17 protein-coding genes are annotated in these 26,690 nt (G+C 36.7%); 3 read left to right on the top strand and 14 right to left on the bottom strand.

Going from position 1 to position 26,690, the window contains the following annotated elements; all coding sequences use genetic code 11:
- Positions 1-141: 141 nt before the first annotated feature.
- The 6 genes from ACF3OB_RS08600 to ACF3OB_RS08575 all read right to left on the bottom strand — a co-directional run bounded on the left by ACF3OB_RS08600 (position 142) and on the right by ACF3OB_RS08575 (position 7,939).
- Positions 142-618, bottom strand: coding sequence for a CvpA family protein (locus ACF3OB_RS08600; RefSeq protein WP_042343700.1), 477 nt, complete (start codon positions 616-618; stop codon positions 142-144).
- Between the two features lie 3 nt (positions 619-621).
- Entirely contained in the window at positions 622-1,281 is a 660-nt protein-coding gene (gene deoC, locus ACF3OB_RS08595) for a deoxyribose-phosphate aldolase (protein ID WP_392447469.1), read from the bottom strand.
- 57 nt (positions 1,282-1,338) lie between these two features.
- Complete coding sequence (locus tag ACF3OB_RS08590) at positions 1,339-2,190, bottom strand: M28 family metallopeptidase (protein ID WP_157908989.1); 852 nt, start codon at positions 2,188-2,190, stop codon at positions 1,339-1,341.
- A gap of 150 nt (positions 2,191-2,340) precedes the next feature.
- A complete protein-coding gene (locus ACF3OB_RS08585) occupies positions 2,341-4,515 on the bottom strand; it encodes a S46 family peptidase (RefSeq protein ID WP_392447467.1) in 2,175 nt (724 codons plus the stop codon).
- 55 nt (positions 4,516-4,570) lie between these two features.
- The gene (locus ACF3OB_RS08580) at positions 4,571-4,969 is read right to left on the bottom strand and encodes a hypothetical protein (RefSeq protein WP_119652897.1); all 399 of its coding nucleotides are present in this window, start codon (positions 4,967-4,969) and stop codon (positions 4,571-4,573) included.
- A 126-nt stretch (positions 4,970-5,095) separates the two neighbouring features.
- The gene (locus tag ACF3OB_RS08575) at positions 5,096-7,939 is read right to left on the bottom strand and encodes a M16 family metallopeptidase (RefSeq protein ID WP_392447465.1); all 2,844 of its coding nucleotides are present in this window, start codon (positions 7,937-7,939) and stop codon (positions 5,096-5,098) included.
- Between the two features lie 254 nt (positions 7,940-8,193).
- On the opposite strand from ACF3OB_RS08575, the gene ACF3OB_RS08570 reads away from it, so the two are divergent.
- Together ACF3OB_RS08570 and folE are read left to right on the top strand one after the other, a co-directional pair.
- Positions 8,194-9,252, top strand: coding sequence for a 3-oxoacyl-ACP synthase III family protein (locus tag ACF3OB_RS08570; protein ID WP_392420040.1), 1,059 nt, complete (start codon positions 8,194-8,196; stop codon positions 9,250-9,252).
- A gap of 70 nt (positions 9,253-9,322) precedes the next feature.
- Positions 9,323-9,997, top strand: coding sequence for a GTP cyclohydrolase I FolE (gene folE / locus ACF3OB_RS08565; RefSeq protein ID WP_042007550.1), 675 nt, complete (start codon positions 9,323-9,325; stop codon positions 9,995-9,997).
- A 91-nt stretch (positions 9,998-10,088) separates the two neighbouring features.
- Here the strand turns inward: folE and ftsZ are convergent, their stop codons facing one another.
- The 5 genes from ftsZ to nhaC form a co-directional block, all read right to left on the bottom strand.
- On the bottom strand, positions 10,089-11,861 hold the full coding sequence (ftsZ, locus tag ACF3OB_RS08560; RefSeq protein WP_392447463.1) for a cell division protein FtsZ: 1,773 nt from the start codon (positions 11,859-11,861) through the stop codon (positions 10,089-10,091).
- Between the two features lie 18 nt (positions 11,862-11,879).
- Complete coding sequence (gene ftsA / locus ACF3OB_RS08555) at positions 11,880-13,301, bottom strand: cell division protein FtsA (protein WP_392448775.1); 1,422 nt, start codon at positions 13,299-13,301, stop codon at positions 11,880-11,882.
- 133 nt (positions 13,302-13,434) lie between these two features.
- Positions 13,435-14,163, bottom strand: coding sequence for a cell division protein FtsQ/DivIB (locus ACF3OB_RS08550; RefSeq protein ID WP_392447461.1), 729 nt, complete (start codon positions 14,161-14,163; stop codon positions 13,435-13,437).
- Positions 14,164-14,177: 14 nt separating this feature from the next.
- Positions 14,178-16,076, bottom strand: coding sequence for a polysaccharide biosynthesis protein (locus ACF3OB_RS08545; protein ID WP_095893454.1), 1,899 nt, complete (start codon positions 16,074-16,076; stop codon positions 14,178-14,180).
- 533 nt (positions 16,077-16,609) lie between these two features.
- A complete protein-coding gene (nhaC, locus tag ACF3OB_RS08540; RefSeq protein ID WP_172914460.1) occupies positions 16,610-18,061 on the bottom strand; it encodes a Na+/H+ antiporter NhaC in 1,452 nt (483 codons plus the stop codon).
- Between the two features lie 262 nt (positions 18,062-18,323).
- Between nhaC and alaS the strand changes: the two genes are divergently transcribed.
- Positions 18,324-20,960: an alanine--tRNA ligase gene (gene alaS / locus ACF3OB_RS08535; protein WP_172914474.1), complete on the top strand. Its 2,637-nt coding sequence runs from the start codon at positions 18,324-18,326 to the stop codon at positions 20,958-20,960.
- A 445-nt stretch (positions 20,961-21,405) separates the two neighbouring features.
- Here alaS and thrA read toward each other — a convergent pair whose 3' ends face one another.
- The 3 genes from thrA to ACF3OB_RS08520 form a co-directional block, all read right to left on the bottom strand.
- Positions 21,406-23,838: a bifunctional aspartate kinase/homoserine dehydrogenase I gene (gene thrA, locus ACF3OB_RS08530; RefSeq protein ID WP_392447458.1), complete on the bottom strand. Its 2,433-nt coding sequence runs from the start codon at positions 23,836-23,838 to the stop codon at positions 21,406-21,408.
- Positions 23,839-23,899: 61 nt separating this feature from the next.
- Positions 23,900-24,889, bottom strand: coding sequence for an alpha/beta fold hydrolase (locus tag ACF3OB_RS08525; protein WP_392447456.1), 990 nt, complete (start codon positions 24,887-24,889; stop codon positions 23,900-23,902).
- A gap of 236 nt (positions 24,890-25,125) precedes the next feature.
- Entirely contained in the window at positions 25,126-26,403 is a 1,278-nt protein-coding gene (locus tag ACF3OB_RS08520) for an O-acetylhomoserine aminocarboxypropyltransferase/cysteine synthase family protein (RefSeq protein WP_172919186.1), read from the bottom strand.
- Positions 26,404-26,690: the final 287 nt, after the last annotated feature.

The raw sequence follows: 26,690 nt of genomic DNA, 5'->3' as shown, positions 1-26,690 counted from the left end.
CAAATAAAAAAACAAACCCCGAACTATTAAGAAGAGATTAATTCCTTTTTAACGTAACCAGAATTTGTTTTTAGATATCTTTATGAAAGTCTGTTATATTCCAAACTTACCTTCCAATTATTATAACAAAAGGTTTGTTTTTTAAAAAACGTTGCCGTAAACAACCCCACCGATGGTTTTTATGGGTTCATAAAGCACTGAGTTTTTCAAGGTCTCTTGTGGTAACCATTTATCAGTTTGCCATGTTTTCTCCAAAACAATGAACAGCGACCCTGCAATAATGGCAGTTTTGAGTAACCCGAAAACACCTCCTCCCAATCTATTTAACAATCCTAACGAGGCAAATTTGACTACTTTTGTAAGTAATTTTGCTAAAAGCATCACGCCTAACATTATCAAAATCAAGGTGAAAACAAAAGAAATCACTTCCATTGTCGATTTTTCAAAAGAAACATATTGGCTCAAGATATCAGCAATATAAAACGAAAAATGAATAGCCCCGTAAATTCCTAATATAATTGCAAGTAACGAAGCTAACTCAATAATGAGTCCTCTCCATAGACCTCGTACCAAACCAAACCCTAATACAACAAGTAGGATGATATCAATCGTATTCATAACTTAATATCCCTCACCTTTTCCTCCTGTGACAATTGCAATTCCATTGGAAGTTCCGATGCGTTCTACTCCCAAATCAATGTATTGTTTTGCTGTTTGAAAATCTCGAACCCCTCCTGAAGCTTTAATCTTAGCCTTTCCGTTTACGGCTTCTTTCATAAGCTGAACATCCGAAAGAGTTGCTCCCCCTGTACCAAATCCTGTAGAAGTTTTCACAAAATCAGCACCTGCCTCTACTGATAGTTTACAAACCAATTTCTTTTCTTCATCGGTAAGATAGCAAGTTTCTAAAATCACTTTCAGTACGTTATTTCCACAAGCTTTCTTAATTTGAGCAATTTCTTCGCGAACTTTATCAACCTCTCCCGATTTTAAAAGCCCTATGTTAATTACCATATCTATTTCATTTGCCCCATCTGCAAGAGCTTGTTCTGTTTCAAAAACTTTGGATTTCAAACTCATAGCTCCCAAAGGAAAACCAACAACACTACATACGTTAATATCTGTACCTTTTAAAAAATCTTTAGCATACGGCACAAATGCACTATTCACGCAAACAGAGAAAAAATCATACGTAACAGCTTCTTTACAAAGTGTTTCAATTTCTGAAATAGTTGCATTAGCTTTCAGAAGTGTGTGGTCAATAAATTTATTTATTTTCATTGTATTATTGTTTATTAATTTTTCATTTTTGAATGTAATTAAAAAATAATTATCTTTCTATAAATCAGAAAGTTGAATTTTTACATTATTTTTCAGCATTCTATAAATAATATCCACCGAATTCTGAATAATGTTATTCAAATGTTTTATATTCAGATTATTAATCTCATCTGAGAGTTTGTGATAATGATCGTAGTTTTTTATATCATAACTCGAAATAGTATGACTTGGAATATTTAACACTCGGTAGAAAGGAAAATTATCAGCTGCTTCAAATAATCCGTACATATTGTCTTCTGGCAAATACACAACAAACTCTTTTCCAGCAACCTTATTCATTTCTTGTGCCAAATTTGATTTTTTATATCCCGTCACATACACTTTATCTTCTCCAATTAACATCGGAACACCAATCATTTCATAATTAAGGACATACGAAACATTTACTTTTTCTTTCTTCAATCGATTTGCCAAATGATTCGCTCCAACCAAACCAAGTTCTTCTTCTGTAAAAATAGCAACAATTACATTTTTATCAAAGGTATGTTTTGCCAACTCTTTAGCAACAAGTAACACAGCCGTAACTCCCGTAGCATTATCATTTGCCCCGTTGAAAATCGTATCTCTTTGCGAGGTATCTTCTGAAACTCCCAAATGATCTAAATGAGCTCCGATGATAATATGTTCTTTATTTCGGTCGTAATCCCCAATAAGTCCTACAATATTTGCTGATTTTGACCCTTGGATAAGCACATCACGATACGTTTCTTTATAAAAAGGCTTTATTTTATTACTTTTCATAAAGTTTTCTACAAAAGACATCGATTTTTCGTAAGTTTCACTAAAAGGATAACGACCTTGAAGCGAGTCTGAAGCAAGAACAGACACTATTCGTTCTGTTTCTGTCAAAGAAATCTGATTTTTAATTTTTGTCTGTGTAATTTTCAATGAACTACAACCAAAAATTACAAAAAATAGAAAAAATAACACTAATTTACTTTTAATCATAATTAAATCTTATGGATTGAGTAGGGACAAAACTTGATTTGTCCCTATGATTTATTTTCGTTTCGATTTTTTAGAAGAATTTTTCTTTTTCGGATGCACCAATTTCATCTCGTCAATGAGGTGTTTTGCTCCTGCATATTTATCGATGATGAATAGAACATAACGAATATCCACCATAATATTACGACAGATTTCAGGGTCGTAATGAATATCGCTCATTGTACCTTCCCAAACGCGGTCGAAATTAAGTCCGATGAGATTTCCGTGTGCATCAATAGCAGGACTTCCCGAATTTCCGCCTGTGGTATGATTGGTAGCGATGAAGCAAACAGGCATTTTTCCGTTCTTGTCGGCGTAAGCTCCAAAATCTTTCTTCTCGTACAAGTCACGTAATTTCTGCGGAACATCAAATTCGTAATCGTTCGGAACGTATTTTTCCATCACACCTTCCAAATAAGTTACAGGGCTATAATATACCGCATCGGCAGGGGCATATCCTTTTACTTTTCCGTAAGTAACACGCAATGTACTATTTGCATCAGGGAAAATTCTATCCTCAGGCTTTGAAAACTCCAAAATAGCTTTCATATACGTACGCTGTAAGGCTTGAATTTCTGCATCCAATTTTTGGTAAGTAGGTAATACATTATTCACATAATTTTCCGCCATAAACGTTACAAACTGCATTCCTTTATCATCTTTGAGCTTTTGGGCAAAATCTTGTGGTGAAAGCGAAAGTACTTTCTCAATTTCCTCATAAGATGCCAAAAATGAATTTTCATAAAGCTCATCCGCTAGTTTTTTAGAGTCAAAGGAACGTAGATTCTCTACCAAAAACTGCTTTGGCATATTTTCAGCATAGAAAACGATGGCTTTTTCAAAAACATCTCTGTCTACCACTTTTTCGTAGTCTTTGAATACATTTTTGAATGTTTCTAACAGATTTTTCTTTCTATCATTAAAAGACTGTTGCCCTCTTTTTTCTAAAATCAGCTGCAGTTGATACATACGATATCCATTGGTTAAGAAATCTATATTTCTCAGCATCAACTCATTAAACAATTCATTTGACAATGAATAAGGTTCAAATGCTTTATATTTTTTAGAGAATTCAGGCAAAATAGCTCCATATTCTTCTGTTTTTTTATCTTTTTCGATGTTTTTTACAAAAATAGCCTCTTGTTGTTGTTTTATAGCAACGGCGTTTGATTTTTTCAGACCTTGGCTCTCGCCAATCCATTTTTTCCAATAGTTTGCCACTCGTGCGTATTTAGAAGCATATTTAATCTTAATGGCTTGGTCTTTACGCATATACCCGTCTTGTACTTTCAGCACCACATCACGAATTCCAATACGAGCAGGATTCACCACATTGATGATTTGTTCCACAGCAACCGACGGTAAATACTCCTGCGTACGCCCTGGGTAACCGAAAACCATGGTAAAATCATCCTCAGAAATGCCGTCCAACGAAATTGGGAAGAAGTGTTTAGGTCTGTACGGCACATTGTCTTTAGAATATTCCGCGGGACGATTATTTTTATCGGCATAGATGCGGAAAAGGGCAAAATCGCCTGTATGTCGGGGATATAGCCAATTATCGGTGTCAGAACCAAACTTTCCGATAGAAGACGGCGGAGCCCCCACCAAACGAACGTCCTTAAACACTTCAACAACGAACAATAGATATTGATTTCCGTTGTAAAATGCCCGTACGCGATTTTCCTGCCACGCCTCTTTGGGTGACGTTTTTACCAATTCAGCGATGTTTTTTTCAATAACATTAGATTTCTCACTTTCAGAAGAAACATTTTCAGTTCCTTTCAATATTTTCTCAGTAACATCTTCAATACGAATGATAAACGTAGCAACTGTTCCTGGGTTGGGAAGTTCTTCTGATTTGCTCATTGCCCAAAATCCATCCGCAAGATAATCGTTTTTAAGAGTTGAATGTGATTGTATTTGTCCATATCCACAGTGATGGTTCGTCAATAGTAGCCCTTGTGCGGAAATCATTTCAGAGGTACATCCATTGTTAAAATGTGGCACGGCATCTTTCAAACTTGATTTATTCACGGAATAAATATCAGAAACAGACATTCTCATTCCCAGCGATTTCATTTCTTTTTCATTCATTCCCTCCAAAAGTGAAGGAATCCACATTCCGCCCTGTTGTGCATAAAGCGAAACCGAGCAAAGTAGTAATAAAAATTTTACGTATTTCATTGTCAATTAATCGATTATTTATTAAAATATTTATGTTGAAATAATTTTTAATGTATTATTTAATTTCATGTTTTGTTACATCCATCACGGGAACTAATCCTTCGGAAGGCATATAAATAATTTGCGGAAGATTGCCTTTGTCTGCCAATTTTTCGAGCGTTCGAATAAATAAATACTGATTATAGACCGAATTGAGCGTTCCGTTTTCGATTTTCATTGCCTCTGCCATACCTCTTGCTCTCTCAATTTCGGCCTGAGCATTAAGTTTTTCGGCTTCCAATCGAGCTTTGGCTTCTTCAATAAGAATTTTTCGGTTTTGTTCGGCTTTTGCCATTTCAGCCTTACCAGCCATTTCTTGTTGCCACACGTTGTAAACTGGTAATCCAAACATCATCACCGAGATAAAAATCAATACGGTGATTACAATTCCTAAAACTGGTATTTTTGGTTTCATTGAGTATTATTTTAGATGAAGCCAAAGATAATGTTTTTTTGACAGGTATGCAAATGATTTTTTAGGAAACAAGAAAGGCTACCTGAAAATCTTATCAGATAGCCTCTTCCTATTTCTCAAAAGCGATTATTTCGCATCTGGAAGTAATATAAACTCAAATAATTGGTCTTTTTTCAAGTATTTTTGAGCTACTTTTTGAACCGATTTTATATTGACTTTATCCAAACGTTTCAATATTTCTTCTGGAGTTTCTATGGGTTGCTGGTTGCGATACGCTCCCGACAAAAGCCCTTGCCAAAAACCGTTTTCTTTTACCATAAGCTCATTTTGGCGTTGTACTTCTATTTTGAATTTATCCAAATCAGCTTGTGAAGGCCCATTTTTCTTGATTTTCTCAACTTCTTCCAATGCTAAGTTGATTAAGTGACGGTATTTTTCAGTACCTGTCCCAATGGTGATTGACACGTTATAACGTCCTTTTGGATATTTAGATGTATTGATACGAGCTCCTGTTCCATACACTCCTCCTTCATCTTCGCGTAGTCGTTCTATAAGTTTTATGGTCAAAACACTTTGAAGAGCTTGCATATTCAACACTTCTTGCACATCGTATTTGAAATCACCGTAGTATCTCAAATTTGCTAAAGCTTTCTCTTCTTTACCTTTATTAGTAACTAAGTTAAATCCTTTTTTAGGCTCATAGATGCCTAAATCTGGTGTTTTTTCATTACGTTTTAAACTTGGTAATGAGGCAATATATTCTTCCAACAACGGACGGATATCCTTCTCATCGAACGAACCTACGATAACAAACACAAAATCGGAAGCATCTGCAAAACGGTCTTTGTAGATATTCAAGGCTCTGTCTTTGGAGATTGATTTAATATCTTCCTCCGTATTAGGTACACGGCGAATATTTCCTTTGTAGAGCTTATTAGTGATGTCACGTCTGAAAACAAAATTAGGATCATTTTCTCTGTTAGACATCCCTGAAATGACATTTGCTAACGTTCCTTGGAAAATATCTTCATCAATACGAGGCTCAGTAAAATACCCATAAATAAGCTCAAAAGTTGTTTTCAATCCTTCTTTGTCAGAGAAAGCTGAAACGCCTTCCTCTCGCTCACCAATGTAAGTTCCTACATGCACATTTTTACCTGTCAAATATTTTTTGAGTTCAATAGCGTTCATTTGACCAACACCACTTTGTCCTACTAAGCTACTAGCGTAACTGCTTGAATGGTAGTCTTTATCAGCATACATATTAGTTCCCCCTGGACTAAACGCATTGATGAGAATCTGGTCGTTTTTGAAAGTTGTTGGTTTCAATACTACTTTAACTCCGTTACTCAAAGTCAATTCCTTAGCAGCAACTTTTGTCAAGTTCTTCTCTGCTACGATACTTCCTTTAACAGGTTGTTTTGCTAATAATGGTAAATCAGAAACTTTATCCTCATATGCAGTTACTTTCTCTGCCTCAACCTCAGCAATCCATTGATTAATTTGAGCTTCTGTTGGGAGCGAATTTTTTTGGCTATCAGGAGCCAAAATAATAATGTCGCGATTTACATCCGTATAATATTCTTTTGTTAAAGCAACAACTTCTTTCAATGTTAATGTTGGTAACAATCTCTTGGTAATGTTATATGAATCCTCATTGCTTAACGCAGGAGCGTCCTCCAAGAAATAGTTCAAATAACGGTTTACGTACTCATCGGATTTCTTTTTATCTCGCTCAATATACGCTGTTTCGTTACCTTTACTGATAGAAGCGATGGCACGGTCAAGCTCAGTCTGCGTAAAACCAAAGCGTTGCACACGCTCCAACTCACGAAGAATAGCTTTAAACCCAACTTCATATTCATTTGGTTTACTAACCATCGAAGCTCCGAAGGTTTGCATATTTGCCAAGAAGTCACTAATAGAAATTGTTCCCGATAAAAACGGTGGATTGGCACTTTGGCGAAGTTCACTCAAACGATTATTAATCATTCGGCTATAAACCGCTTTTAATAATGATTTACGGTAATCTCCCTCAGTTTTGATATTAGTCTTCGGATGTTTGATAAACATCTGAGTAACTACGGCAGTCATTTCAGGATCGGTAACTGTTAAAAACTGATTTTTATTTAGAAAAGGCACTTCATACTTCTCACGTTTAGGTGCATTAGGATTCTCTTTCATGTCCGAAAACAGCCGTTTTACCTCATTCTCTATTTGGTTTACATCAATATCTCCCACAATTATTATAGACTGCAAATCAGGACGATACCAATCTCTATGAAACTTACGCAATTCTTCATACGGGAAATTAGTGATAATAGGTTCGGTTCCTATTGGCAAACGATTAGCGTAACGAGAGTTATTAAACATCAATGGGAAGAATTTATCGCGCATACGTTGCATCGCTCCGCGACCTCCACGCATTTCCTCCAGTACTACACCTCTTTCTTTGTCAATTTCCTCAGCAGTAAGTAGTGCGTCTTGAGCCCAATCACGCATCACTTGCAATCCATTCTTCAATATTTCGGGATCATCCGAAGGAATGGGCAATTGATAAACCGTTTGATCAAAACCTGTGTAAGCGTTCAAATCGCTTCCAAAACGTACTCCTACTTTTTGCAAATAGTTTACCAATTCATTCTTAGGGAAATGCTTCAAGCCATTGAAGTTCATATGTTCCAAAAAGTGAGCTAATCCTAATTGGGATTCAGTTTCTAAAATCGAGCCTACTTTCACAGCCAAATACATCGTAACACGATTCTTAGGCTCAACATTCTTACGGATAAAATACTGGAATCCATTAGGTAATTTCCCTACCTTCACTTCATTATCAAAAGGAAGTGGCTTTTTGAAAGAAACGGAATCTTTCACCGAAATATGCTGCTCTTCCAATTTGGTTGTTGCCATAGTGGTTTGCAACAAAGCAGGAAGCAATAAAGCTACTGCTAAACCTCTTATGATTTTCATAAAATTAATATGTTAAAATTAAAATAGCAAAGCTACAATATTTTTTTGGTAAAAACAACAGATGTTTTGCCCTAATATTTTTAATCTTACCTCTGTTTGAGAAGTCATAATATCATATTTCTATGGTCATGTCTGGAATTATATTTCATAAATTTCGTTAAAAAACACATTTACTTTTATTTAATCAGTACTTTTGTGGCTCACTTTACGAAACTACCTAACGAAAGGCATTACGGAAGAGAGTGTTTATTGAAATGGCAACAAAAATCATAGGCGTAGGAAACTATATTCCCACCCAAACTATTACGAACGTGTTTTTCGATAGCTACCTTTTTTTAGATGAACGCGGAAATATCTTGAAACAAGACAACTCTACAATAGCAAACAAACTTAAAGAAATCACAGGGATTGAGGAAAGACGCTATGCAGAGAAAGAGCAAAACACATCTGACTTAGGGTATCTTGCTGCAAAAGAAGCTATTGAAAACGCAAAAATAGACCCGAATACGCTGGATTACATCATCTTTGCTCATAATTTTGGAGACGTAGCTTTCGGAACCATTCAGTCGGATATGTTGCCAAGTTTAGCAGCACGAGTAAAACATAAATTGGGAATTGAGAATAGTTCATGTGTGGCATATGATCTCATTTTTGGTTGTCCAGGGTGGGTAGAAGGTATGATTCATGCTAATGCATTTATCAAGGCTGGAATCGCGAAGCGTTGTTTGGTCATCGGAGCAGAAACTCTTTCACGCGTGGTGGACATCCATGATCGTGACACTATGATCTATGCCGACGGAGCTGGAGCGGCCGTTATTGAATTCAGTGATGACAACGCAGGATTGAAATCACATCTTTCGGCCTCGTTCACTGCCAAAGAAAAAGACTATCTGTTTTTCGGAAAATCATATAACTCAGATAGCTGTCCTTCAGTACGATATATTAAAATGAACGGACGAAAAATCTATGAATTTGCACTGTCGAACGTGCCACAAGCAATGAAAGAGTGTTTCGACAAAAGTGGCTTTAGTATTGAACAGTTAAAAAAAATAATCATCCATCAAGCAAACGAAAAAATGGACGAAGCCATCGTGAATCGTTTCTATCAACTCTACAATTTACATGCCCCTGAGAATGTCATGCCCATGGTGATTCACAAATTAGGTAATAACAGCGTAGCTACAATACCTTCGCTACTGGCAATGATTATGAAAGGAGAACTGGATGAACATCGGATTAATAAAGGGGACGTAGTATTGTTTGCCTCGGTTGGAGCAGGAATGAACATCAACGCTTTTGTATATCAATTTTAGAAAAATAAAGATATATCGGGAGAAAAAGATTATATTTGCGGTTTTAAAACATAAGTTTAATATTTTAGAAATGATTGACAAACACAATTCTGAAGAAGATATTTTAGGTGATAACCACGTATGTACATCGGCAAAAACACCTTTACGAAACGATGCTTTCGACAAATCAGATTCTGAAAAAATTGATGCAATTGAAAAAAATGTACGTGAAATCATGCACACCTTAGGATTGGATCTGGATGATGACAGTCTGCGAGGAACCCCAAAACGAGTAGCAAAAATGTTTGTAAAAGAAATATTTGGCGGATTGCATCCTGACCGAAAACCATCGGCTTCAACCTTTGACAACAGCTACAAATACGGTGAAATGTTAGTGGAAAAAAACATTGTAGTTTACTCTACCTGTGAACACCATTTGTTGCCGATTATTGGTCGAGCCCATGTGGGATATATCTCAAATGGTCGAGTTATCGGACTATCAAAAATGAATCGTATAGTAGAATATTACGCAAAGCGTCCGCAAGTTCAGGAACGTTTGACTATGCAAATTGTTCAAGAAATGCAACAAGCTTTGGGTACGGAAGACGTAGCTTGTGTGATTGACGCGAAACACCTCTGCGTCAATTCGCGAGGTATTAAAGATATTGAAAGTAGCACTGTGACAGCAGAATTTGGCGGAAAATTCAAAGACCCACAGATTCGAAAAGAATTTTTAGAATACATTAAATTAGAAACACGATTTTAGCTTAATTTAGGCATAACGTCCTACCAAATAAACGAGGCTACCTGAAATATATTCGGTAGCCTCGTTTAGTTTATGTATAGAAATCTTATCGCTAATCTACATTATCGTGTAAAAACGAATTATTTTTTCTGAATTGAATCTCCCCCGAACTGTCTCTACTGATAGAAGTTCTTGAATGAGAATTACTATCCGTATAATTGGATGTGTTAAACTTATAGTTATAATCTTGTAGGCGATTTGAACGAGTTTTCATAATATTTGCAGGAATGGGATTATTGAAAGGATCGTTGCTCTCACTCTCAGTAAACATATCCATTTGCTGTCCCGCTTCGCTTAAAGGCTCCACTCTTTTATACAGAATAACTTCATTATCAGAAACTTCCGAAGGATGTGCTTGAGTAAGAGTTTCTTCTAACTCCATATAGTCATTTAAAGAATGGCGAATCTCTCCTGAGGTAGTTATGTGAGCCTTCGTTGTGAAATTACGAGGCTGATTTTCTTCAGTATCACCCAACTGATGTACAATTCTTTCTGAAGAATCTTGTTTTTTAGTTGACTCTACAGCACGTGATGATTGCCCTGATTGCATGTGTTGCTGTGGTCTATTCGCAACCTGTGGTTTTTCTATGATTGTAAATTTTTCTTCTGGAAGAACAAGTTCCTGACTCACCCAAATATTAAAAAGGTCGACCATAGAAGTAATCGCACTCTGATTTTGAGGAACTTTTGGAGCTTCAGGGGTAGCTGGTTTTCCCCAAGTAGTATCGACTACGGGAACCGTTTTTCTCTCCGTTAAGTCATGAACTACTGGTTTTGTTTCATCAAGTACATGGATTACTTTTTTGGTTTCAGAACTCACTATTTCACGTTGTTGGTCAGCATCAAACCCTGTTGCGATAACTGTTACAGAAAGAGCTTCTCCCAAACTATCGTCCTTTCCTACTCCCATGATGATGTCGGCCATATCATCACCTGCCTGATCTTGAATATAATAGTTAATTTCCTCAACCTCACGTGTGGTAGCTTCTTTTGACCCCGAAACAATGAGAACCAAAGCATTTTTTGCTCCCGTGATTTTATTATCGTTCAAGAGAGGAGAATTCAAAGCCCCTTCAATAGCTTGAAATGCTCTATTTTCTCCTTCACCAATGGCAGACCCCATGATGGCAGTTCCTCCATTTTTGAGGACTGTGTTAGCATCACGCAAATCTATATTTAGTGTGTAGTGCTTACTGATTACCTCTGCCATTCCTTTTGCGCCTTTCATCAATACCTCATCAGCCTTTGCTAAACCTTCGGTAATTCCCATATCACCGTAGATTTCAGTGAGTTTGTTATTGTTAATCACAATCAAGGAGTCAACATTCTCACGCAGTTTTTCAATTCCTGCTTTGGCTTGTCGGCTTCGCTTTAACCCTTCATAAATGAAAGGAGAAGTGACAATCCCTACGGTGAGTATTCCTAATTCTTTGGATTTTCGAGCAATGATGGGAGCCGCTCCTGTTCCAGTTCCTCCTCCCATTCCTGCGGTAATAAAAACCATTTTAGTATTGTTTTCCAACACCTTGCTTATTTCTTCTAAACTTTCTTCAGCAGCTTTTTCTCCTATGGTTGGGTCAGCCCCTGCTCCCAATCCTTCTGTTAAAGTAACTCCTAATTGAATTTTATTGGTAACAGGACTATTTTCAAGAGCCTGAGCATCGGTGTTACAAACCACATAATCCACGCCTTTGATTCCTTCTAAGAACATGTGATTCACGGCATTACATCCACCTCCGCCAACACCAATCACTTTGATTACATTGCTTTTTCCCTTGGGTAAATCAAATAATCCTAAATCTTTATCCGTATCGTTTGTATTCATAATTGTTCGTTTTCCACTTTACTTATAATCTTTGTCGTCGTCATAGTCTTCACTAAAAAAACTATCCATTTTATCTTTGAGATTTCTTACGCGTCCCCAAAATCCTCCAGATTTTTCTTTTGGAGCTTCCTCTTCCTTTCTAACTTCCTCCGAATCCAGAGCAACTCTCAATTGTGCTTGTTTCACTTGTTCTTTTAAGGCCTCTTGCTCTCGTTCTTTTTCCTCAGCTTCTTGCTTTTTCTTCTCTTCGAGTTGTTGCATGATCAATTTTTCGGATTCATGAGCTATAGCACTCATAACCAACCCTATAGATGTAGCATAAACCGGAGAACTTATTTTAGCATCGGGTTTGCTGGTCAAATGTTGATTTGGATAACCGATACGAACGTCCATACCCGTGATGTATTCCGTTAGTTGAACGATGTGCTTTAACTGGCTTCCTCCTCCTGTGAGTACAATCCCTGCGATGAGTTTTTTCTTATTTTCTTCGTGACCATAATTTTTAATCACGTTATAAACCATCCCGATAATTTCGCTTACACGCGCATGAATAATTTTGGATAAGTTTTTCAGAGATATTTCTTTAGGTTCTCTTCCTATAATTCCAGAAATGGCGACAATCTCATTATCTCTATTCTCCCCTGGCCAAGCAGAACCAAATTCGACTTTGAGTTTTTCCGCTTGTCTACTAAGGATAGCACATCCTTCCTTAATATCTTCTGTTATGATATTTCCTCCCAGAGGTATTACAGCGGTATGGCGTATGATTCCGTCCTTGAAGATTGCCACATCTGTGGTACCTCCTCCAATGTCTACCAATGCTACTCCTACATCTTTTTCTTCTTCCGTCAAAACAGCTTCAGCAGAAGCTAACGGTTCCAACGTAAGATCAACAACATTGAGTCCTGAAGATGTCACACAACGTTCTATGTTTGTAGAGGAGCTTACCTGTCCAATTACCAAATGAAAGGAAGCGTCTAATCGAGAACCAATCATCCCGATAGGGTCACATGTTGGCTCTTGATCATCAACGCGATACTCCTGTGGCAACACGTGAATGATGCGCTGACCTGGAGTTAGTCCAATGCGATAAACTTGCTGTTTTAATTGCTCCAAATCATCAATATCTATCAATTTATCGGCATCTGGACGGATGATATAATCACTGTGAGAGCGACTCAAAATATGTTGCCCTGCAATACCAACCATCACATCTTGAATATCTTCCAAACCAGTTTTGGTTTTAGCATCAGCGATAGCCTCTAAAATGGATTGTGTGGTTTTAATGATATTCTGAACAACCCCTTTCGTTATTCCATCGCTTTTTGATTGTCCATAGCCCAAAATTTGAATTTTTCCATATTCATTTCTTGTCCCAACCATAGCGACAATCTTGGTGGTGCCAATATCTAAACCTACATAATATTTTTTATCGTTCAAAGCATTTTTCATATTGATAATGAGTCTTTTAGCCTTTTTCTCTATTTTAAAGTCTTTTCCATATTATTTTCTAATCCCCAAATGTAGGAATATTTTTTTACGCAAGAAAATAATTTTTTGCAAAGATAAATAATTATTTTGTGCAAACCACTTGATTTGCATATTTTAAATTAACAATTTTATAATCATTTAACCTATCATCTTTCTCCATCTGTCGATAAAAAGCTTTCAGATTTGCCTTTTTTTGTTCAATATTCTCATATTTCCCAAAAATAACTACGAAATTAGGTATTCTTAATCGAAAATGATAATCCCCTTTGTTTGTGACTTTGATTTCGGTAATGTTTTTGGTTAGAAAATCATCTTTTTTTATAAATTGTACCAGCTGATAGGTAGTTTCCCAAAATTTCTGAGCGTTTCCGTACACCAAAGGTACTCTTGCTGAATAAATATTGGATAAAGGCATTAATTTCCCTTGACTATCCATATAGGAAAAAGCACCATTCTCGTAAATCCGGGCTATGGGCTGTCGTTGTTTTACCGTAGCCTCTAACACTCCATCAATGGTGTAAAATACTTCAGCTTTTTCAATCATTTGGTGATTATTCAAGGTTTCTTCTAAGTCCTTCAGATCTACTAATTGCAATGGCGTAAGCGCCTGTGGATCTTTGAGTAAAATCCGCCGTATAGATTCATCCGTAACAAACTGCTCATCACTTAAATGATTGACATTGACTTCTTTCACTGACCGATTAGCATGTCGCATTGAAGCAAAAATTTGCAAAAACATCGGTAACAGAATGATTATCAGCAATTTGTTTATTTTACTTAGTTTAAGTTTCATCTTTGTTGCTATGCCCATAAGTATCCTTTTTATTACTTATCCAACTCTTCATAAATGGAATTATTGCTTTTGAATTCTTTCACGATTTCTTTTAAAACACGTACCATTTGAAGTTTATCTCCTGTCTGTGCGACAGCTACGATTTTTTCCGACAATTGATTAATTTGGTCAAAGGGCACCGAAGGATCTTTTGAAATCATAATCTTCTCATGGTGTGTTGGTAACGTTTTTGTATTATCACTCAATAGTTCCTCATAGAGTTTTTCACCTGGACGAAGTCCTGTATAAACAATCTTGATATCTGTTTCAGGTTCGTAGCCCGATAGTTTTATCATACGAATAGCTAAATTCAAGATTTTGATAGGTTCTCCCATATCAAAAACGAAAATTTCACCTCCCACACCCATCGTTCCTGCTTGAAGCACTAACTCACAAGCCTCAGGAATGGTCATAAAATAACGGACAATGTCGGGATGCGTGATGGTTATAGGGCCTCCTTTTTCTATTTGTCGTTTGAAATGAGGAATTACCGAACCATTCGACCCCAAAACATTCCCGAAACGCGTAGTGATAAATTTTGTTGTGTTGGTAGTTTCCTTTTGCAACGCTTGTACAAAAAGTTCGGCTGTCCTTTTGGAAGCACCCATCACATTGGTTGGATTCACTGCCTTGTCTGTGGAAATCATCACAAATCGCTCTACTTTGTACCTACTCGACAATAAAGCCACATTGCGAGTTCCTTGAATGTTAACCAGAATAGCCTCATAAGGATTTTCTTCAATCAATGGTACATGTTTATACGCCGCCGCATGATAAACGATTGAAAAATGATACTTTTGAAAAATCCTTTCTAATCGTTCTCTATTTGATATATCAGCAAGAACAAATTTAAACGAAACTGTAGGGAATTTTTCCTTTAATTCCAATTCAATATCGTGCAAAGGTGTTTCCGCTTGGTCTAAAACCACTATCTGAGCCGTTTCAAAGGTAGCTATCTGTCGAATAAGTTCACTTCCGATAGAACCTGCTCCTCCCGTTACTAATATATTTTTTTGAAAATGTTTTTGTATAACTTCTTCATTTTCAATAATTATAGGTTTTCGATGCAACAAATCCTCTATTTGTAAAGATTTAAGTTTTACATCTTGGTTTGACCTTACTTTTTGAAGTCTTGGTGTTTTTAGTACTTTCAGCCCTTTGTCTAGAAAGATATTTGTCCACTCGGCAATTTCCGACCGTGAAAGTGCATTTTGGTTAATCAAAACTCCATCTATTTGTAGTTGAGCTTTACTTTTTGCAAGAAAGCTCTGCTTTTTTATTATTTTTTTACCTAGTAAAGTAGCTTTCCCTATGTTACCATCTACCAAAAAACCTACCAAATCGTAAGGAGTATATGGATTGTCTCTAATGACTTTAGCTACGGAAACCATTTCAGTATCAGTCCCTAAGGCTATAATTTTCCAATGCTGTTTCTTTCCGTTGTTCCACTCATTAATTTTCCTAAAAAACTCTTTCACGGTTATCCTAAAGAAAGATAATAGGAAAAATGACAATACAAAATTTACAACCAAATGTATGTCTAAAAAAATTGGGTAGCCATATACTCTCTGCCAAAGCCAACTAACTGCCTTTGAAGCAAATAAAATACTAATTGTTATAAAAAAAATTTTCCAAATATCACGAAAAGTTGAATGTCTGACAAGCCCTCGTTGTGATTTGAAAAGCCATAAGAATAAAAAGCTTATCGCGAGTATTAACACCATCCTTTCGTAACCTGATGACTGAGCCTTAATCCCAATTTTTTCAAAAAGAAAAACAGTAATCCACAGCGAAATAGTGTTTATTAGTAGATCAATAACGAGAACCAACCACCGAGGGGTGTGTCCTAATTTCTTCAACTGACGAGCTATTATTATTTTGAAAGTCTTCATTTTTATATACAAATATATATTATGGTATGATTGGTATAATGAAAATCTTAACAACATTTGGGAATGTACCTCAATCTATCGTCCTAATATATATGGAGAGAAAAACATTTTTTATGCCTGTAAATTGACATTTGATACATTTTTACTCAATTTTGTAACGCACTATCCCAGACTACAAAAATAGCATAAATATTCGGTTTTAGAAACAATTAAAATACCTTAAAAAAGTTAAAATAACGTTATAGTTTTCAACTTACTAATTCACAAATAGATAAATCTACCTTGTCTAAATTTTTAAAACTTTTTTTGGTCGTGTTATAAAAAGTATGATGAAAGTCCTGATTGTCAGGCTGAGCGTAGTCGAAGCCCTATAATTACAAGGCTTCGACTACGCTCAGCCTGACAAAGACACTTTCTTTTTTAAGGCATCATACTTTTTACATCACCTCCCTTTTTTTATAATGTCCTCGCTTGGTTCATTTGTCTACGTATGGTTCGCATCAACAGAAAATTCATCCATGCGAGGGATTTTTTTAAATATTTTTGTTAGTAATTCGTCTAATTTTTATTCGGAATGCGACAAAAAGCAAGGTCATAAACGGACTAATGATGTTGAAAAACGCATAAGGTAGATAGGTCAACGTTGGAATTCCTAACACACCGCTATTATATGCTGCACAGGTGTTCCATGGGATGAGAACTGAAGTTACGGTTCCAGAGTCTTCGAGCGTACGGCTCAGATTTTCAGGAGCTAACCCTTTTTTAGCATAAGCTTTTGAGAACATTTTTCCAGGAACCACCAACGAGAGGTATTGATCAGAAGTCGTTATATTTAATGCCATACAACTCATGACTGTACTGGCGAACAGTCCAAAAACGGACGAAAACAAATTGAGAAGAAAATCCGTAATCCGTTCCAATGCTCCAATAGCTTCCATTACACCTCCAAATGCCATAGCACAGATTATCAACCATATAGTATGAAGCATACCACTCATTCCTGACGAAGAAAATAATTCATTCAAAATTTCATTATCTGTAGGGATTTGTGTGGATGTAGTAATCGTTTCCATCATAAGGCGATAGGTAGAGGCAAATTCCATACTCATGGTTTGTGTCAATTCCAGAAGTAAATCGTGTTGAAAAACCAACGCAAACAATGCTCCAAGTATTACCCCACAGAACAAAGCTACCAAAGGCTCTGCCTTTTTGTAAATCATAACTAAGATAATCGCAGGAACTACAAATACCCAAGGAGTTACGTTGAATCGTTCCAAGATAGCATTTTGAATTGCCTGTGTATCAGAAATCCCATGAGTGTCAATCGTAAACCCAATTACAGTAAAAATAATCAAAGCAATGATAATAGAAGGTACTGTGGTGTAGGTCATATACTTGATATGAGTAAAAATATCCGTCCCTGCTAATGCAGGTGCCAAGTTTGTTGTATCACTCATAGGCGACATCTTATCTCCGAAATAACTTCCTGAGATGATTGCTCCTCCGATAAGTCCTAAAGGAATACCCAAAGACGTTCCTATACCAACCAGAGCTATACCAATGGTGGCAGAGGTTGTCCAGCTACTACCAATGGCTACCGAAACGGCAGAACAAATAATCACACTAGCTGGTAAAAAGATAGAAGGCGTCAGAATTTGAAGGCCGTAGTAAATCATTGTTGGGATAATACCGCTCAAAAGCCACGTGCCAGAAAGAGCTCCTACCAAAAGTAAGATTAAAATCGCCCCACTGGTGGACTTGATGTTATTGTATATTTCATGTGTCATTGTACGGATCGGTACTCCATTAATAAAACCAATAAAAACTGCAATAGCAGCTCCCAACAGTAGAATAAACTGATTCGAGCCACCCAAAGCATTGTCTCCATAAACGTAAAAAACATTGTATCCTAACATCACTATCAGGATGATAATCGGTAAAAAAGCCTCAAAAAGAGATATCTTAAAAATTGGTTTTCTTTCCATTTCATATTGATTGATAGGCAAATATAGAAATAAAAAAAATATTTCATACAAAAAGTTACATTTATAACAAAATAAAATTTACCTTTTATATATTTTGAAGTGGTACTGAACCCTTATACCTGATTAGCGTATAGCATATCTACTTTGGTTATGTTTTAAAATTTTCTATATTTGCACCTTAGGAATGTTTGAATGATAGTGATAACTGTAATTAGAGTGTATTCATTCACAAAAACCTCCTAACTTATTGATTAGAAAGCATATGACTTCACAAGAAATTAGACAGAAATTTTTAGATTTTTTCCAAAGCAAAGGACATACGATTGTGCCTTCTGCCCCTATGGTTATCAAAAATGACCCAACTTTGTTGTTTACAAATGCGGGAATGAACCAATTCAAAGAATATTTTTTAGGCAATGGAAAACCAAATAGTAAACGTATTGCAGACACTCAAAAATGCTTACGTGTTTCGGGGAAACACAACGATTTAGAGGAAGTAGGTAAAGATACCTATCACCACACTATGTTTGAGATGCTCGGCAACTGGTCTTTCGGTGATTACTTCAAAAAAGAAGCTATCGAATGGGCATGGGAGCTTCTTACCCAAGTGTATAAAATCCCTAAAGACCGACTCTATGTAACCGTTTTCGAAGGAAGTCAGCAGGATAATGTACCTTTTGACCAAGAGGCTTACGACATTTGGAAAAATCTGATCGAAACCGATAGAATACTTTTAGGAAACAAAAAAGATAACTTTTGGGAAATGGGTGACCAAGGGCCTTGTGGGCCTTGTACCGAAATACATGTTGACATACGCTCCGATGATGAACGACAAAAAATCGATGGTAAGAAATTAGTAAACAACGACCATCCACAAGTTATTGAAATATGGAACAACGTGTTTATGGAATTTAACCGTAAGGCTGACGGCTCTCTTGAAAAACTTCCTGCACAACACGTAGATACGGGTATGGGATTCGAGCGACTTTGTATGGTATTGCAAGGAGTACAGTCGAACTACGACACTGATGTTTTCACTCCGCTTATTAATCGGATTGAAGAAATCACTCAAAGTAAATATGTGGTAGGAAATAATGTATCCGATGAACAAGAGCAGATTAACATAGCCATTCGTGTAATTGCTGACCACATTCGTGCCGTGGCTTTCGCCATCGCTGATGGACAATTACCTTCTAACAACGGAGCTGGTTACGTTATCCGCCGTATCTTGCGAAGAGCTATACGCTACGGATTCACATTCCTAAATCAAAAAGAACCTTTTATCCATCAGCTTGTTACGACTCTTTCTCAACAGATGGGAAAAACCTTCCCTGAGATAGAAAAAAATGCAATTTTGGCGGAAAACGTCATCCGTGAAGAGGAGGCTTCTTTTCTTAGAACCCTCGAACAAGGTTTGTTGATGCTTGATGCCATGATGAATAATTCCATGGACAAGGAACTTTCGGGTGCTAAAGCATTTGAACTTTATGACACTTACGGCTTCCCTATTGACCTTACTGCATTGATATTAAGCGAGAAAGGATTCACGCTAAACGAAAAAGATTTTGAGGAAAATCTCCGTAAGCAAAAGGAACGTTCACGGGCTGCCGCACAGGTTAAAGCAGGTGATTGGGTGGTACTTCGTGATGACGATGAAGAAGAATTTATCGGTTATGATACTCTCGAGGCCTTCGTACGCTTAGTAAAATATCGAAAGGTAGAAAGTTCTAAAGAAGGAACATACTATCAGTTAGTATTCAATACCACACCATTCTATCCTGAAGGAGGTGGACAAATAGGCGACAAAGGTACGCTACAATCCGCAAACGGAGAAGTTACCTATATAACTGATACAAAGAAGGAAAACAACTTGATTATACACATATCCGAAACGCTTCCCGAAAACGTAACTGACCCATTCAAAGCAGAAGTTCATCCCTTAGGGCGTTCGCTCACGGCTGCCAATCACTCAGCAACTCACTTACTGCATCAAGCATTACGTGAGGTGTTAGGTACGCATACGGAACAGAAAGGTTCACGTGTGGATATGCACTCATTGCGTTTTGACTTTTCGCATTTTCAGAAAGTCACTGACGAGGAATTAGAACGCATCGAACTCCGCGTAAATGAACTCATCGGACAGAAAATCAATTTGCAAGAACACCGAAATTTACCTATCCAACAAGCAATGGACATGGGTGCGATGGCTTTGTTTGGTGAAAAATATGGTGATAACGTACGCGTAATTCAGTTTGGTGATAGCAAGGAACTCTGCGGAGGTACGCATAGCAAAAACACTGCGGATATATGGTATTTCAAGATCGTTTCAGAGGGAGCCGTAGCCTCGGGCATACGTCGTATTGAGGCAATTACCAAGCATGGAGCGTTACAGTATTTTAAAGACCAAGAGAAATTGGTCAAAGAAATAAGGCATGGGCTTAAAAACGCTCAAGACCCTTTGAAAGCCATATCACATTTGCAGAATGAAAATCTGCGTTTGACCAAAGAAATTGAAGAGTTAAAACGTCAACAAGCGAAAAATCTCAAATCAGAACTTAAATCCGAGTTTAAACCTGTAAATGGAATCAACTCTTTAATAAAACGATTGGATTTAGACCTTGCTTCGCTGAAAGATTTGGCATTTCAGTTAGGAAATGAAGTCGAAAAAGCATTTATCCTTTTCGGAGCTACACAGGAAGAAAGTAAGGCCTTATTGCTTTGCTATATTTCGAAAGATTTGGTAGCCGATAAAGGTTTAGACGCTGGTAAAATTGTTCGCGAACTGGGTAAACATATACAAGGAGGCGGAGGTGGACAGCCTTTCTTCGCGACGGCAGGTGGTAAAAATCCAGCAGGACTCGACCAAGCTCTTGAAAAAGCCATTGAGTTTGTAAAATAATTTATATTTTACTAAATGTAATAAAAATAACATTTAAGAACATCGTAACTTGTTGTTATTAAAGTTATAAGCGTTGTGATGAAACTACCTTCATTACAACGCTTTTTTCATGTCTAAATATTATTTCTACTTAAGATTTACCGAGGTAGAAGCGATAAACATCTAAAAAGGAAGCTAATTTTTGTACATCATACGATCTTATCCAGTCAGTTTCTCTATGAAACATCCAAATGTCTACGAAATATACTACTATTTGGGGAAGTTTCAATATCGTGATAAATTTCTAAACTTCACATATTGCATCACTTCCTTTTCATGACAACATCATAGTTTCAGTACGACCAACATTGTGCAAATCTTGTTTTTCAATCACGGTTTTTACTATCAGTAACTAACTAAAAATTCAGCATGTAATCGGAATTTCACACTGAACCTTTTTATTTTTCTAAAAATTATTTCGTTCTGCTAATCTTAGAATATCACCAAAAACTCCTCGGGCAGTAACTGCAGCTCCAGCCCCTGCTCCTTGGATTACGATAGGGTTATTCCCATAGGACTCCGTGTATATTTCAAAGATAGAATCTGCTCCTTTTACCTGTCCCAATGCACTGTTTTTCGGAACAGATACCAAAGAAACTTCTAACTTAGCGGTTGCTGTATCTGATAAATCACCATGCAAATCTCCTACATAACGCAACACATGGTCATCCGCTTGTCCGTCTTTAATATCTTGGTAATGAGCATTGAACTCCTCCAAACGTTCAAGGAAATTGGATACAGACCCTTCACGTAAATGCTCAGGGATAAGATTTTGGATTTTAACATCCGTAAATTCGTTACCTAAATCCAATTCACGAGCCAGAATCAACAGTTTACGTCCAACATCATTTCCACAAAGATCCTCCCGTGGGTCGGGTTCGGTATAGCCACTATCGATAGCGAATTGCAATACCTCATTAAAAGGCTTGTTTTCCTCTGAAAATGTATTAAATAAGTAACTGAGAGTTCCAGAGAAAATCCCTTTAATACGCGTGATATTTTCTCCTGAATGGTGCAACAATCGAATAGTATCAATCAATGGTAATCCTGCTCCCACGTTGGTTTCGTAAAGATAGCTTTTCTGATATTTTGCCAAGTTCTCCCGCAGTTCTTGGTAGAAATCAAAGGAAATGGTATTCGCAATTTTATTAGCTGAAACCAAGTCAAATCCACTCTTAATGAGCTGAATATAATTTTCTACAAAAGCTTTACTTGCCGTTACATCCACTGCGATAAGGTTCTCCAAATGATTTTTTTCAATGAATTGTTGCAGGATTGAGAAATCATAATTTACAGCTTCTTGCTCAAATTGTTCTTTCCAATTTGTTGAAATTCCAGAAGCGTCAGTTAAAATGCGTGAAGAGTTGGCAATTGCAACAATTCGTAGACTTATATTCTTGCGTTTCAATATGTTATCATGAGCTTCTATTACTTGGTTGATAAGTGTAGCTCCCACCGTTCCTTTTCCGAAAATCACTAAATTAATACGACGTGAAACTCCAAAAATTTCTCCGTGAATAACATTTAATGCTTTGTGTAATTTATCGGTTTTTAGCACCAAACTCACATTTTTACCTGTAATAGCATTATTGATAAGCAGTGGAACTATCTGATTGCGAATCAGTGCATTATATGGATAGTGAAACGTAGCCAAATTCTGTCCTACGATGGAAATTACCGCTACGTTATCAATTACGGAAACGCTACTTACATCATTCGTGTAAAAATCTTGTGAAAATTCTTCTTCCAAAGCCAATTTTGCAGCATTTGCATCATTTGAATGTACCACAAAACCAATACCTCGCTCCGAAGACCCTTGTGAAATAATACTTACACTGATGTTTTTGTTTGCCAATGCTCGAAAAATACGTGCATCAACCCCTACTTTTCCTAATAATCCACGGCCTTCTAAAACAATCAAAGCATTATTTTCAATCACAGAAATTGACTTAATACCATCTTCTGAACTCTCGTTGTGAATCAGCGTTCCTGAATCCTCATTCTTAAATGTATTTTTAATACGTAATGGTATATTTCTCTCTATCAGTGGAATAATAGTTTTAGCATGTAGAATTGACGCCCCAAAATTCGCTAATTCATTTGCCTCTTCATACGACAGATGACGAATGATTTTAGCTTCGGGAACTAACTCTGGATTGGCTGTAAAAATACCATCCACATGAGTGTAGTTTTGCATTTCAGTTGCATTTAGGAAATTAGCTAATAGAGCTGCGGAATAGTTACTCCCATTTCTGCCTAATGTTGTGGTTTCTCCCTTTTGGGTGGAAGCAATAAATCCAGTAACCACGGGAACTTCATCCTTGGAAAATCTTAAGAAAAGGTCTTGAGTTTTCTTTTTAGATACATCACTGATAATATGAGCATTACCAAACTCACTATCCGTAACAAAAATATTTCGACTATCCACAAACGAGCTTTTGACACCCTGCTCACGCAACAATTCAGCGATTAACTTAGCAGCAATTAATTCCCCTTGAGCAATAACTAAATCTTTGATTTTCAAACTATAATCTCCGAGTAAAGAAACTCCTTCCAATAGTTTTTCCAACAACTCAAAGTTTCTGGCTATTTCTTGCTGATAGCTCTGGTTGAAATTATGTAGTTGATATGATTTAAATGATTTTAAATCAGATTGATAATCTAGCCCGTTACGAGCTTTCTCCAATAACGTGATTAGTTCATCGGTGGCGTTTCCTCGTGCAGAAACTACAACCGCTACTTGTTCTTTATTTTGTACTTTCTGACGGATAATACTCAATACCGTGTCCAATCCATTTCCGTTAGCTAAGGATTTTCCTCCAAATTTTAATATTTTCATAATTGTATATTTATTCTATTGATATTTCATAAATTTAGGTTCATCTGTGATTGCGTTTCTATCAAAAAATTTCTTTTAAGAACACATCAAGTTGCTGATATTCAATAAGAAAAGCATCGTGTCCATGAATAGATTTTATTTCTTGATAAGTGCTTGATTTCCCCATTTTTTGCAATATTTGATACGTTTCTCGGTTTTCTTCAGGAACAAAATATAAATCAGAGTCCGTTCCTATGATATGTATTTGTGTTTCAACCGATTGCATAACTTGTTCAAAATTGCCTCTATCTTTGGTAATATCAATTGTTTTAACTAATTGATTCATAAGTTTATACGCTGCAAGAGAAAAACGTTTTTCTAATTTTTCACCATGGTGTAAAAGCCATGTTTCTACGTTGTGAAGAGACTGATTTTCATGATGTAACGTACGATTGAACTTAATTTTAAACGATTGTGGCGAACGATAGCAGAGCATTGCATGTAACCGAGCATCGTGCATTGGTTGAGATGAAGTTTCTAAGATTCGTTCTTGAATTAAGCTATTAGCAATAATCCAATCCGATGATTTCCAATCGGTTGCAACAGCAACGAAATGTGAAAAAAGTTTTGGTGCCAAAGCAATCATTTCCCACGCAATACCTCCTCCTACCGAATTTCCTACCAATGCAAAAGCCTTTGAAATATTCAATATTTCTAAACCTTGTAGAAAGATACGAGCCACATCTCGAGCTACCCATTTGTAGGGATTTTGAATCAACATGGAAGCTCCATAACCATTACCTGGAACATCAAAGCACAGAATGCTATATCGTTGAGCATCAATAGGCTTTCCGTACCCTATAGCTTCGTTCCACCAACCATTTTCCCCCATCACTTGTGAATTACCCGTCAGAGCGTGATTGACCACAACAAGCGGTGCAGTGCCAAGTTCTTGCCCAAAAACCTGATACTGCAACCGTATTTCTTTATAATGTTCACCCGAAAGAGTTGAAAAATTTAAAATGTCAATATACCGATAGCCTGAACAGGCTTTTTCAAAATTTGTATCCATCTGTGAATGTTCGTTTTTCTTAGACAATCAGGTTAATCGCAAAACTACAAAATAAATTATTTTGTAGCTGAGTGTAGTATGAACATTCCATATCTCACACCTGCCGATACTCTATATAAACTAGTAACCAATTTTAGGTATGAAAGCTGTACTGAAAAGGATCAATTCTATTTCTATAGAATTAGAGAGTATATGTAATTAATCCCTAAAACAAGCCTTTTCAGTACATTGTAAAATTATTGAGCGCTGGAAAACGCCTGTTTCAAATCATTTTTCAAATCTTCGATATCTTCCAAACCAATAGACAAACGAATAAGGTCGGTAGTAACGCCCGTTGTTTTCTGTTGTGCTTCCGTAAGCTGTTGGTGCGTAGTGCTTGCAGGATGGATAAGTAATGATTTAGTATCTCCAATATTTGCTAAAAGAGAGAAAATCTTTACGTTATCAACGGTTTTCTTGGCTGCATCATAGCCTCCTTTCAACCCGAAGGTAACGATACCGCTTTGTCCTTTTGGTAAATACCTGTTAGACAATTCTTTATATGGACTATCATCTAAACCAGGGTAATTTACCCATGCCACCTCAGGTTGAGTCTGTAACCATTTAGCTAATTCCAATGCGTTTTCACTGTGTTTTTTGATACGAATCTCCAAGGTTTCCAAACTTTGTAAAATTTGGAAGGCATTGAATGGACTTAGTGCAGCTCCCAAATCACGCAATCCTTCGATTCGGATTTTAGCAATAAATGCCGCATTTCCAAGCACTTCGTGAAGTACTAACCCATGGTATCCAGCTGAAGGCTGTGTGAATTCGGGGAACTTCCCACTACTCCAGTCAAAGTTTCCTGCATCGATAATAGCTCCTCCTAAAGAAGTTCCGTTTCCTCCGATGTACTTTGTAAGAGAATGAATTACAATATCCGCCCCATACTCTATTGGACGTAGCAAAGCTGGTGAAGCAACTGTATTATCTACAATCAAAGGAAGGTTATGAGCGTGAGCTATCTTAGCTATTGCTTCAATGTCTAACACATCTAGTTTAGGATTTCCTAACGATTCGATAAAAATTGCACGAGTATTTTCTTTTACTGCTACATCGAAATTTTTAGGGTCTTTTGGATCTACAAACGTTGTAGTAATTCCCAAACGTGGAAGCGTAACATTCAGCATATTATACGTTCCTCCATAGAGGCTATTCGACGCTACAATATGCTCCCCTGCTCTTAACAATGTCAAAAGAGCAGTTGAAATAGCAGCTGTTCCTGAAGAAGTAACTACCGCTCCGATACCACCTTCTAAGGCCGCCAATCGTTGCTCAAGAATATCGTTGGTAGGGTTATTCAATCGGGTATAGATATAGCCCGGTTGCGTAAGGTTGAATCGTCCAGCAGCATTGTCTGAATTTTCAAAAACATACGAAGTTGTCTGATAAATCGGAATGGCACGAGTTCCGTTATGTTCTTTTACGTTGTGTCCTGCGTGAAGTGCCTTTGTTGCTTGTTTTAAATTACTCATAGTTATTGATTTAGTATTATTTTCTGTTTCGTTATTATTTTTTGTTTGTTTTAGAATGCTTTTCTAATTCATTTGCGATAAAAAGAAAATATTTCCTATTTTAATCTTTTTGATATTTAATTTTTAATGCTTTTCAGGTGCAAATGTAGTAATATTTTTTACACAAACAAATTTTTAAGGTACTTTTTTAAAAATAATCTGTAATATTCCGCAAATACTTTTTTTGACTTACGCATCCAAAAACTTTCTTACTAGTAAAAAAGTGGTATACGAAAGAAAGAAGCAGA

This window comes from Capnocytophaga canis (assembly GCF_043187445.1).
Taxonomy (GTDB): Bacteria; Bacteroidota; Bacteroidia; order Flavobacteriales; family Flavobacteriaceae; genus Capnocytophaga; species Capnocytophaga canis.
The sequence above is the reverse complement of the archived record's forward strand: the minus strand, read 5'-3'. Positions and strand labels throughout refer to the sequence as shown.

Coding starts and splice junctions, on each gene's coding strand:
- ACF3OB_RS08600 (WP_042343700.1), bottom strand. CDS start 618: ATGAATACGATTGATATCATCCTACTTGTTGTATTAGGGTTTGGTTTG.
- deoC (WP_392447469.1), bottom strand. CDS start 1,281: ATGAAAATAAATAAATTTATTGACCACACACTTCTGAAAGCTAATGCA.
- ACF3OB_RS08585 (WP_392447467.1), bottom strand. CDS start 4,515: ATGAAATACGTAAAATTTTTATTACTACTTTGCTCGGTTTCGCTTTAT.
- ACF3OB_RS08580 (WP_119652897.1), bottom strand. CDS start 4,969: ATGAAACCAAAAATACCAGTTTTAGGAATTGTAATCACCGTATTGATT.
- ACF3OB_RS08575 (WP_392447465.1), bottom strand. CDS start 7,939: ATGAAAATCATAAGAGGTTTAGCAGTAGCTTTATTGCTTCCTGCTTTG.
- ACF3OB_RS08570 (WP_392420040.1), top strand. CDS start 8,194: ATGGCAACAAAAATCATAGGCGTAGGAAACTATATTCCCACCCAAACT.
- folE (WP_042007550.1), top strand. CDS start 9,323: ATGATTGACAAACACAATTCTGAAGAAGATATTTTAGGTGATAACCAC.
- ftsZ (WP_392447463.1), bottom strand. CDS start 11,861: ATGAATACAAACGATACGGATAAAGATTTAGGATTATTTGATTTACCC.
- ACF3OB_RS08550 (WP_392447461.1), bottom strand. CDS start 14,163: ATGGGCATAGCAACAAAGATGAAACTTAAACTAAGTAAAATAAACAAA.
- ACF3OB_RS08545 (WP_095893454.1), bottom strand. CDS start 16,076: ATGAAGACTTTCAAAATAATAATAGCTCGTCAGTTGAAGAAATTAGGA.
- nhaC (WP_172914460.1), bottom strand. CDS start 18,061: ATGGAAAGAAAACCAATTTTTAAGATATCTCTTTTTGAGGCTTTTTTA.
- alaS (WP_172914474.1), top strand. CDS start 18,324: ATGACTTCACAAGAAATTAGACAGAAATTTTTAGATTTTTTCCAAAGC.
- thrA (WP_392447458.1), bottom strand. CDS start 23,838: ATGAAAATATTAAAATTTGGAGGAAAATCCTTAGCTAACGGAAATGGA.
- ACF3OB_RS08525 (WP_392447456.1), bottom strand. CDS start 24,889: ATGGATACAAATTTTGAAAAAGCCTGTTCAGGCTATCGGTATATTGAC.
- ACF3OB_RS08520 (WP_172919186.1), bottom strand. CDS start 26,403: ATGAGTAATTTAAAACAAGCAACAAAGGCACTTCACGCAGGACACAAC.